General features: G+C 61.2%; 7 protein-coding genes and 5 pseudogenes. 4 read left to right on the forward strand and 8 right to left on the reverse strand.

Annotated elements, in window-relative coordinates:
* Positions 1-93, reverse strand: a pseudogene (locus tag FBZ93_RS40180) (transposase); the annotation flags it as partial.
* 207 nt (positions 94-300) lie between these two features.
* Here FBZ93_RS40180 and FBZ93_RS40185 point away from each other — a divergent pair.
* Positions 301-675 (forward strand): helix-turn-helix domain-containing protein, encoded by a 375-nt coding sequence (locus FBZ93_RS40185; protein ID WP_246667866.1) that lies wholly within the window; start codon positions 301-303, stop codon positions 673-675.
* Between the two features lie 60 nt (positions 676-735).
* Here the strand turns inward: FBZ93_RS40185 and FBZ93_RS40190 are convergent, their stop codons facing one another.
* From FBZ93_RS40190 to FBZ93_RS40200, 3 genes are read right to left on the reverse strand one after another with little or no spacing between them, the layout of a single operon-like run.
* Positions 736-1,731 carry a tyrosine-type recombinase/integrase gene (locus tag FBZ93_RS40190; RefSeq protein ID WP_146993200.1) on the reverse strand — a complete coding sequence of 332 codons (996 nt, stop codon included), beginning with the start codon at positions 1,729-1,731 and terminating at the stop codon, positions 736-738.
* Positions 1,721-2,665, reverse strand: a complete 945-nt coding sequence (locus FBZ93_RS40195; protein WP_146993201.1) for a tyrosine-type recombinase/integrase — start codon at positions 2,663-2,665, stop codon at positions 1,721-1,723. Before FBZ93_RS40195 ends, FBZ93_RS40190 begins: the two co-directional genes overlap by 11 nt.
* The gene (locus tag FBZ93_RS40200) at positions 2,662-3,885 is read right to left on the reverse strand and encodes a tyrosine-type recombinase/integrase (protein ID WP_146993202.1); all 1,224 of its coding nucleotides are present in this window, start codon (positions 3,883-3,885) and stop codon (positions 2,662-2,664) included. Before FBZ93_RS40200 ends, FBZ93_RS40195 begins: the two co-directional genes overlap by 4 nt.
* Before the next feature lie 155 nt (positions 3,886-4,040).
* Between FBZ93_RS40200 and istA the strand changes: the two are divergent.
* Positions 4,041-5,234: pseudogene (istA, locus tag FBZ93_RS40205) on the forward strand (IS21 family transposase); the annotation flags it as partial.
* 9 nt (positions 5,235-5,243) lie between these two features.
* Positions 5,244-5,954: pseudogene (istB, locus tag FBZ93_RS40210) on the forward strand (IS21-like element helper ATPase IstB); the annotation flags it as partial.
* Positions 5,955-6,207: 253 nt separating this feature from the next.
* On the opposite strand, the gene FBZ93_RS40215 reads toward istB, so the two are convergent.
* Complete coding sequence (locus FBZ93_RS40215; protein ID WP_146993203.1) at positions 6,208-7,242, reverse strand: IS110 family transposase; 1,035 nt, start codon at positions 7,240-7,242, stop codon at positions 6,208-6,210.
* A 70-nt stretch (positions 7,243-7,312) separates the two neighbouring features.
* On the opposite strand from FBZ93_RS40215, the pseudogene FBZ93_RS40220 reads away from it, so the two are divergent.
* A pseudogene (locus FBZ93_RS40220) lies at positions 7,313-7,435 on the forward strand (ATP-binding protein); the annotation flags it as partial.
* A 265-nt stretch (positions 7,436-7,700) separates the two neighbouring features.
* Here the strand turns inward: FBZ93_RS40220 and tnpC are convergent.
* The 3 genes and pseudogenes from tnpC to tnpA all read right to left on the reverse strand — a co-directional run.
* Positions 7,701-8,378 (reverse strand): annotated as a pseudogene (tnpC, locus tag FBZ93_RS40225) (IS66 family transposase); the annotation flags it as partial.
* Positions 8,379-8,500: 122 nt separating this feature from the next.
* Positions 8,501-8,857 carry an IS66 family insertion sequence element accessory protein TnpB gene (tnpB, locus tag FBZ93_RS40230; protein WP_146993204.1) on the reverse strand — a complete coding sequence of 119 codons (357 nt, stop codon included), beginning with the start codon at positions 8,855-8,857 and terminating at the stop codon, positions 8,501-8,503.
* Positions 8,854-9,279, reverse strand: a complete 426-nt coding sequence (gene tnpA, locus FBZ93_RS40235) for an IS66-like element accessory protein TnpA (protein WP_146993205.1) — start codon at positions 9,277-9,279, stop codon at positions 8,854-8,856. Before tnpA ends, tnpB begins: the two co-directional genes overlap by 4 nt.
* Positions 9,280-9,446 lie beyond the last annotated feature (167 nt).

The following is a 9,446-nucleotide window of genomic DNA, read 5'->3' on the forward strand; positions in this document are numbered from 1 at the left end:
CCTACTGTTGGCGATGGCGACGCGATGCGTATAGCGGCCGAGATAAGCCAGCACCTGTTCGGGCCCGCCAAATGGCGGCTTGGCATAGACGACCCTGCGGATTCCGAGATGATGGTGCGCACCGTACCGAGTTGATGGCGCGCAGGGTTCCGAAATGATCGCGCGCAGTATTCCGAGCATTCTCCGCGCAGCATTCCGATTTGATCGCGCGCAGTTTCGGATGGTGTGAGGCCTGATCGTTGGGCCATTTCTCCGGCTGGAACCAGCTGGGAGAATTGGATGCCGACGAGGAGGGTTATCATGCGCCAGGTGCGCGAGATTGTGAGGTTGAGCCTTGAGGCTGGGCTCTCGACGCGCGTGGTTGGCGAGCGCGTCGGCGTCGGACCGACGACAGTACGAGACACGCTGAAGCGGTTCGCGGGCGCGGGTCTGGCATGGCCAGTCCCGGAAGCGATAAGCGACACCGAGCTGGAGCAGCTGCTGTACGGGCCTCCTGGCGTGAAGCCGGGTCGCCGCAAGGTACCCGAGCCTGACTGGTCCGCTATTGCCCGCGAGCTCAAGCGCAAGCACGTGACCTTGCAGGTGCTGTGGGACGAGTACATTGCAGAGCATCCGGACGGATACCGGTATAGCCGTTATGTTGCGGCCAGATTTATGTTGTCGCTGGTGGAGTGAGCCAAGGATTTCGCCAACCTCCTCGGCTCGCTCCGCAACATAAGAGTGTGACCTTTCGGCCTACAGGGCCTTCAGGAATGCCATCAACGACGGGAGAGAGAGGTGCCGAGGCGGCGGCTTTAGGCTGCTGATATCGACCCTGGCTAGCGCCTCTGCTTTCATCTCCAGGTCGACTTCAGCATAGATGTGCGTGGTGTCTAATGACACGTGGCCCAGCCAAGCACGAATCGTGTTGATGTCGACGCCAGCGCGCAGTAGGTGCACGGCCGTTGTGTGCCGAACCGTATGTGGGCTCGCGCGCTTCGTCGCCAACGTCGGCACCGTTTCGGCCGCCATAGCGGCATATTGCGTCACGAGACGGTGTATTCCGAAGCGCGTCAAAGGCTGGTTCGTCCGCCCGAGAAAGACCGCTTCATTTTTGCTCCGGTCGGCCACAAGACGAGCCAACGAGGTTGCCGTCGTTGACCACAATGGACAGATTCTAACAGTGTTTCCCTTGCCGTGAAGTCGCACTGACGGGGACGCACCTAGCTGGAGATTGCCCACCGTCAATTTTGCTGCCTCATCGGCGCGAGCACCGCTGTTGTATAGGAAAAGCAGTAGAACATGGTCGCGCCCCCCAAGACTCGTGCGTCTGTCAGGTTGGTCTAGCAACGTGTCCATCTCGGCCTTTTCGAGATATCCGATCGCCGTCTTGGCCGTCTTCTTGAACGGCACGGCCCGTATCTCGGAACACCAAGCCAGGTGGACCGGCGAACGCGTCCCGATAAAGCGCGCCAGTGAATGGATGGTCGCCAGCCGTTGATTGCGGGTGACCTCGCTGCACTGGCGATCGCGCTCCAGGTGGTCCAGAAACTTGCGGACGACTTCCGGCGTCAGCTCTTCCACGGTCATGCGATCGATGGCGCAGCCTCCCTGCTTGCTGGCAAACGGCAGCAACAATGTCAGCGTGTCGCGGTAGCTGGCTTGGGTGTTGCGGGAAAGATTGCGCTCGGCGACCAGATGTTCCAGCAAGAACCGCCGGATCCACGGACCAAGCAGGCTCTTATCCTTCATGGTCGGCCTCCATCGCGTACAGAGCAAAGCGCTCGCTGGCCGCCTGGAGGAGATCCGGCGTCATCTGCAAATAGCGCTGGGTTGAACGGATATCGATGTGGCCAAGGTAGGTTGCGAGTTGCGGAAGCAGTCGCTGCACCTCCTGGCCGGAGCGATACCATGCGATCACCCGGTGCACTGCGGCTGTGTGGCGAATATCGTGCAGCCGTGGAGGTCGAGGCTCGCCGACAGGGCAACCGATTCCGGCGGCTCGGCGGACATGCTGAAACCAGGAGATGACCCGCACATAGTGCCACGGGCGACTGCCGCGCGTAGTGAATAATGGAGATTCTTCCCCGCGCGGCAGAGGGAGCCGGCGACGGCGCTCGACGTACTCGACCAGCTCCTGGTTGAGCTTTGGTCCGATTGGCACGAGGCGCGTTTTGAAGAACTTCGTGTCACGGACGGTGATGATCTGATCAGTCAGATCCACGTCTTGCAAGACCAAACGAAGCGCCTCGCCAATGCGCATGCCGCTTCCGTATAGCAACAAGAGAAGCGTACGGTACATAGTTGGCACGTGAGGGCGATGGCCAACCTTCAGGATCGAGGTCGCGTCCAACAGGCGGCGCAGTTCTTCCGTGGAAAAAACATAGGGCGTTTGTTGCGGCGGCAGCTTTGGAAACGTTGTCGGCAGTGGGGAGGATGCCGCGTACCCGCGACTGATAGCGAATCTATAAAAGCCGCTCAAAACCCTATATCGCAGCATCCAGGTGGCGCTGAGCGATCCTTTGCCTTGGAGGAACTCGGCTACCGCCTCTGGCGTAACTTCGCCGATATCTCGATTACTCATCGCTCGGCAGAATCTGCGGAGCAGAACCTCAGCGGACTCGAAACGCGCCCCCAGAGACCGCTGCTTGGCCAGATAGGCGTCGACAACATGGGTCAGCATCATTGGAGGCCTCCCAGGTCGAACGCTCCGACCTCGCGAAGCGCTTGCATGTTCACCTTGGCGTAGACGCTGGTTGACGCCGCGCTGCGATGTCCCAAATGGTCCCCGATCTCCTTTATCGACAGACCTTCGGCAAGAAGCCGGGAGGCGCAGGCGTGGCGCAACGCATGGCCACCGCGGTGGGCAGCGTCGATTCCAAGCGCAACAAATCTGCGGTTAGCGACATCATAGATGCTCCCTGCCTTCAACGGTCGACGGGGCGCGTGCATGCAGAGGAACACTTCCGGGCACGATGATAGCGGCCGCACCGTGTCGATGTAGCGGGCGAGCGCCTCAGCCGCAGAGAGAACCAGCGGGTAGATTTGCGGCTGGCGGCGCTTCAGGCGGAAAAGCCGTAGCGTCCCACCGGACCAGTCGATCTGATCGAGGCGCAATGCCGCCACTTCGCCGCTGCGCATCCCGTAGACCGCGAGCAACAGCAGGATCGCACGATCACGGATGTCCCGGGGGTTGTCAGTCTCGGCTTCGGCCAACATGCGCTGCACGTCGCACCAATCTGGGGCATACGGCAGCGACTCCTCGCGATAGAGCCGAGGCCGGCAAATCGAGGCCGCTAAGCGGTCCGTACACATTCCCCGCTTTGCCGCGTAGCGCAGAAATCCCCGCAAGGCAGAGGCTGTGCTGGCCACCGAAACGCGGGACCATCGTCCCGTCGCCTGGGTGACGAAATAGGCGTCAACGTCCGCAGGCTGAAGGTCCCTAAGTTGCCGGTTTGTCTGATCATACCAGCGTAGGAACCTACCGATCATCCGACTCCATTGCTCCACCGTCGATGGCGTGAAACCGCGCTCATTGCGCATCCATGTCACATACTGGTCGAGTTGGCTCTGGTACTGAAACACGACGGTTGGTTCACGCCACCAACCGAGAAATCGAAGCCAAGGTCGTCCGATGTCGACGACTCTTCGTGCTGCGGTGACAGCCCCCGTCAGGCGCAGACGCTCGGTCGCGATCCGTTGGAGCGCCTCGATATCGATGCCATCCGAAGCATTTGGACCGAGATACGCGGCAATCCGCAACAGCTCGTTCCGCTTGATTTTGAGAGAAGCTGCGGTCGCGCCGGCTTCTGCACAGTGGCGAAGGTACCGGTACCGCTCGTCGGTGAATGGCGCGTCATCACGGTGGGGCACGGTCAAGAGGATGGAATAAATCGTCTGATCCATAGCGAGCCTCCATTGGACAAATGGTTCGCTACCCAGACGTCGAATTATGTTGCGTGAACAATGCCCACAGCGTTCAGGATCCCCGCAATTATCGCTCCTTGCACAACATAAATTTGGCCGCAACATAACGCGAGATATGTTCACGATTACATATTAGCCGTTTCTGTGAGTTGTTCCGCAACTGGGAAGGCCGGCTGCCGCTGGTGATGCGCCAGCACCACGGCGGGGGCGAGAAATTGTTTGTCGACTATGCCGGCGACACGGTGCCGGTGGTCGACCGTAAGACTGGCGAGGTGCGCGACGCGCACATCTTCGTCGCGGTCATGGGCGCATCCAGCTTGTCGTTCGCGCTGGCGACGTGGACCGAGCAGCTCGGCGACTGGATTGCGGGACATAGCGCGGCCTACAGCTTTTTTGGCGGCGCGACGCAACTGCTGGTGCCCGACAACGCCAAGGTCGCGGTGATCAAGGCCTGCCTCTATGACCCTATGGTCAACCGCAGCTATAGCGATATGGCGCAGCATTACGGCACGGCGATTTTGCCGGCACGGCCGCGTCGTCCGAGAGACAAGGCCAAGGTCGAGGCCTGCGTCGGAATCGTCGAGCGCTGGCTGTTGGGGCGGCTGCGCAACCGGATCTTTTACAGCCTGGCCGAACTCAACGGTGCGATCGCCGAGTGGCTGGTCAAGCTCAATGACGGACGAGTGCTGCGTCAGTATGGCCGCACGCGGCGCCAGCTGTTCGAGGAAATTGACGCGCCGAATCTTAAACCGCTTCCCGGCGAGCCGTGGGTCCATGCCGAATGGCGCCGATGCCGGGTCGGGCTCGACTATCACGTCGAGATCGAACGACACTACTACTCGGTGCCCTATCGCTTCGCCCGTCGAGAGGTAGAAGCGCGGATCTGCGCGCGAACCGTTGAAATCTTCCTGGGGGGCGAGCGTATCGCCGCGCACATGCGCGGGAGTGGCAACGGGCGGCACACGACGATCAGCGCCCACATGCCTTCCAGCCACCGGCGCTATGGCGAGTGGACGCCGGCAAAGATCCGCAGCGAGGCAAGCCGGATCGGCCCGATGCTGCGCCAGCTGGTCGACCGGATCATCGAGGATCGGCCGCATCCCGAACAGGGCTATCGTTCGTGCCTGGGGATCATTCGGCTCGAGAAGCGCTTTGGCGCGGAGCGCCTCGAGGCGGCCGCGTTGCGCGCGCTTGAGATCCAGGCTCGCAACTACCCAAGCGTCAAATCGATCCTCGAGAAGGGTCTCGATCGCGTTCCAACGCCCGCGTCCCCCGAGCGCGAGCCGATCCTACACACCAACATCAGAGGCTCGAACTATTACCACTAAGGAGAGAAAATGCTGACACACCCTACGCTCCACTTGCTTACCCGGCTCGGCCTTACCGGCATGGCCGAGGCCTTCACGAGCCTCGCCGACAACGAGGAGGTCCACGGTCTCGCTCACGCCGAATGGTTGGCGTTGCTGCTGCACCATGAAGCGACTTGGCGTAACAACCGGCGCCTGGCGCTTCGCCTTCGCAAGGCCAAGCTGCGTCATCATGCCGTGCCCGAGGATATCGACTACCGCGCCCCCCGTGGGCTCGACCGCCGCTTGTTCGACATGCTGCTCAAGGGAGACTGGATCAAAAACCATGAGAATTGCGCCATTGTCGGGCCAACCGGCGTCGGGAAAAGTTGGCTTGGCTGTGCGCTTGGTCACAAGGCCTGCCGGGACAACCACTCTGTACTTTACACCCGGCTGCCGCGGTTGTTCGAAGAACTGGACCTTGCCCGAGGCGACGGCCGACTCGCCTCGCGGATGAAGAGCATCGCCGCCGTCGAGCTCCTCATTTTGGACGATTGGGGCCTCCAAGCCATCGACGCCAATGCCCGCCATTATCTGCTCGAAATCCTTGAAGACCGCTACGGCCGTCGATCAACACTCGTCACCAGCCAGCTTCCAATTGCCAAATGGCATGAGCTCATAAATGACCCAACCTACGCTGATGCCATACTCGATCGCCTGCTTCACAACGCTCACAGGCTCGAACTGAACGGTGACTCCATCTGTGGACGCCCCGCAAGATGCAAGCGGTTTTTGAGAAGATCGGCCCGTAGTCGGATGCTGCCATCTGTCCGGCCTCTGATGCAGCGATGGAGCTGCGGGCCCGTATGGGAGTTCGCGGACCGGAACCAAATCATAAATGCGTGCTCCAGGCACGATGAGTTCATCTGGTTCTTCCGGCCCCGTCCTCGCCGACTGTTGCGCCATACCCTCCTTCGACCGACTACACCTCTGACGACCTCCAGGCCCGCCAAGATCATGCCTTGGCTACGACCGGAGCCCTGTAATTCTCCTGCTTCAGAAGAAGTGCCCAGACGACCCGCGCCATCTTGTTGGCGAGCGCGACGGTTACCAGCATGCGCGGTTTGCGAGCGAGCATCTGTTCGAGCCATGAACCCTCTGGCGCGCCGCGTTTGCTCGCCTGCTGCACGACAGCGCTGCTGCCGATGATGAGGAGGCGCCGAAGCGTGCGTTCGCCCATCTTGGATGTCCCGCCGAGCTTCTGCTTGCCGCCCGTCGATCTTTGAAGAGGCGTTAGCCCAAGCCAGGCCGCGAAGTCACGGCCTTTGGCAAAAGTCTCGGCTGGCGGTGCCAGAGCAGCAATCGCGGTAGCGGAGATCGGGCCAACGCCAGGAATGGTCATCAGCCTGCGCGATACTTCGTCCTCACGAGCACGTCGCGCGATCTCTTTGTCAAGATCTGCGATCTTGCCATTGAGACCGGCGAGCAGGTCTAGCATCAATCGGAACATGGCGTGGGCCGCTTCCGGAAGCGAGCTGACCATCTCTTCTTCCTCGATGAGGTCGGCAAGCCTCGCCATATGTGAAGGCCCTTTGGGTGCGATCCAACCATATTCCGTGAGGTGTCCTCGGATCGCGTTGATGAGCTGAGTTCGCTGCCGCACCAACAGATCGCGCGTTCGAAACAGCAGACCCGCCGCCTGCTGCTCTTCGCTCTTTACGGCCACGAACCGCATGCTCGGCCGCTGCGCGGCTTCGCAAATCGCCTCAGCATCGATCGCGTCGTTCTTCTGACGCTTCACGAAGGGTTTTACGTAGGCCGGCGGAATCAGTCGTACCTGGTGGCCAAGCTGGGTGAGCTGGCGAGCCCAGTGATGAGCCCCGCCACATGCCTCCAGCGCGACAGTACAACTCGGCTGAGCTGCGAAGAACTCGAGCACTTTTCCCCGGCTAATCCGCTTGCTGAACAACGCTCGACCGCGCCCGTCTACGCCGTGAGCGTGAAAAACATACTTGGCGATATCCAGACCGATTGTGATAACCTCTGACATGGACGCCTCCCTTAAGTGGTGCTCAACACCCACCTCCACTTTGGCACATCGATGCCGTCGGCGGGGCGTCCACCCCATCATAAATGACCCAACCTACGCTGATGCCATACTCGATCGCCTGCTTCACAACGCTCACAGGCTCGAACTGAACGGTGACTCCATGCGTCGCCCGCCCGTTCTTCCTCGGACTTGATTACGCGGATCGGCCGATGAAGACCGAGGTTGCAGCTCGCGAAGCTGACCGGCCGCTACGGCACAGTTGGGGGTGCGCGTCCGGTCAGCTTCGCTCCGTCGCGCAACACCATCCAACATCAGACGTGATCTCTTCGGCCGCCGCTTGACCACGGGCTAACGAAAGTGCCAATTGCCTTTAACGATCGGGTACTTCACCTGCGCGCGATCAGATCGGAACGTTGCGCGGCATCAGATTGGAATACCTGCGCGCGATCATTGGAATCCGCAGTCGTCTCGTCGGCGAACAGCTTTGGCCGTTGCCTGAGCTTGCCAAGGAGGCGCTCATGCAACGGACGCAGGTGGAAGGCTGCCTGGCCCACCCAATCCGCCAACGTCGAACGATCGAGTTCAATGCCCTGGCGGGCGTAAATCTGCGCCTGCCGGTAAAGCGGCAGGTGATCGGCATATTTGGCGACCAGGACCTGAGCAATGGTGGCCTCGGTCGGCAATCCGCCCTCGATCAGCCGGGCCGGGACTGGCGCTTGCACGATGCCTTCCTCGCAGGCCCGGCAGGCGTATTTGGGACGCCGGGTCACGAGGATCCGGAACTGCGCCGGGACCAGGTCCAACCGCTCGCTCCTATCCTCGCCGATCCGGTGCAGCTCTCCCTGGCAACAGGAACAAGTCTTGTCCTCGACGTCGACGACGACCTCGATCCGTGGCAAGTGCGTCGGCAAGGCACCACGGTTGCTGCGGCGCTTGCGAGCCCGCGCCTCACAGCCTTCAGGTGTGCTGACGTCCTGCGCCGTCTCGCTGTACGCTGCAACCTGCTCGACGTCTTCCAGGCCTAGCAGCATCTGATCTTCAGGCAGTGTCTCCGCCCGCCGGCCAAACCGATGCCGCTGCAATTCCTTGATAATCTGACGCAACCGTTCACTCTCGTACCGCTCGGCGAGCAGCATCGCTTTCAGCGTCTCGGGGTCGTCAGGCAGGGCGTCACTCACACCCGATTCAGAGCATGTTTGCTGCCATCTGGCGACACGTCCGACGTTCCTGATTCACTTCGCCGCAGCGCCGCCAACAGTTATCCTGCTTGCGTTGGCGCCGCCGTCTCCCGTGCCTCATGCACGAGCCGCCAGTCCAGTCCTTCCAGCAGCGCCGACAATTGCGCCGCCGACAGACGCATCACGCCGTCTTCGATTTTCGGCCAGCGGAAGATGCCATCCTCGAGCCGTTTGGCGAACAGGCACAGACCCGTTCCGTCCCAGAACACCAGCTTGATCCGATCTGCCCGCTTGGCCCGGAACACATAGACAGTTCCCGAGAATGGATCTGCCCGCATGCTCTCGCGTACCAGGGTCGCAAGCCCTTCCATCCCTTTACGGAAGTCTACCGGTTTGGTCGCCACCATCACCCGAACCGCACCCGACGGGCCGATCACCGGCTCGCCTTCAATGCCTGGACGATCGACGCAATCATCGTCGTATCAGCACCACGACCGGCCCGGATCGTGATGCCATCGACTTCAATCTCGATGATCCCGCTATCCGCCTTGCGCACCAGTTTGCGCTCCTGAGCAGCCGGCGCCGGCACCACGGCGTCCACCACCGCTGGCACAAACTGTACTTTGTCCGCTTCGGAATGCCCGCCCGCCGCTTCTCGCAACTGACGTCGCCAGCCAAACAACTGCTGCGGCGACAATCCATGCCGTCGGGCCACCGAACACACCGAGTCGCCACTCGCCACGATCTCAGCGACGATCCGCGCCTTGTCCTCGTCGCTCCACTTCCGCCGACGGCCGGCCCCGGTGAAGACCTCAAGCCGCCGCACCGGCTCCATGATAGCAGTATGCACTGTGTCCATTCTAAGCCTAACGGTCCAACTGACCGCAGACTCGCAGATCAACCCGTCATCCGATAGGTGGCCGCTGAACAGCGCTCTGATGTCCGCTGTCAAGGATTAGAACGCAGAGCCTCGCCCGATCGTCGATCGGCTGTTCATAGAGATGATCGTGCATAGGTGGAGGCGGA

It is taken from the genome of Bradyrhizobium macuxiense, assembly GCF_007993935.1.
Taxonomy (GTDB): domain Bacteria; phylum Pseudomonadota; class Alphaproteobacteria; order Rhizobiales; family Xanthobacteraceae; genus Bradyrhizobium; species Bradyrhizobium macuxiense_A.

Bases quoted from the DNA above. Each gene is read 5' to 3' on its own strand.
- FBZ93_RS40185 (WP_246667866.1), top strand. From the start codon at position 301: ATGCGCCAGGTGCGCGAGATTGTGAGGTTGAGCCTTGAGGCTGGGCTC.
- FBZ93_RS40200 (WP_146993202.1), bottom strand. From the start codon at position 3,885: ATGGATCAGACGATTTATTCCATCCTCTTGACCGTGCCCCACCGTGAT.
- FBZ93_RS40215 (WP_146993203.1), bottom strand. From the start codon at position 7,242: ATGTCAGAGGTTATCACAATCGGTCTGGATATCGCCAAGTATGTTTTT.
- FBZ93_RS40190 (WP_146993200.1), bottom strand. From the start codon at position 1,731: ATGAAGGATAAGAGCCTGCTTGGTCCGTGGATCCGGCGGTTCTTGCTG.
- tnpA (WP_146993205.1), bottom strand. From the start codon at position 9,279: ATGGACACAGTGCATACTGCTATCATGGAGCCGGTGCGGCGGCTTGAG.
- FBZ93_RS40195 (WP_146993201.1), bottom strand. From the start codon at position 2,665: ATGATGCTGACCCATGTTGTCGACGCCTATCTGGCCAAGCAGCGGTCT.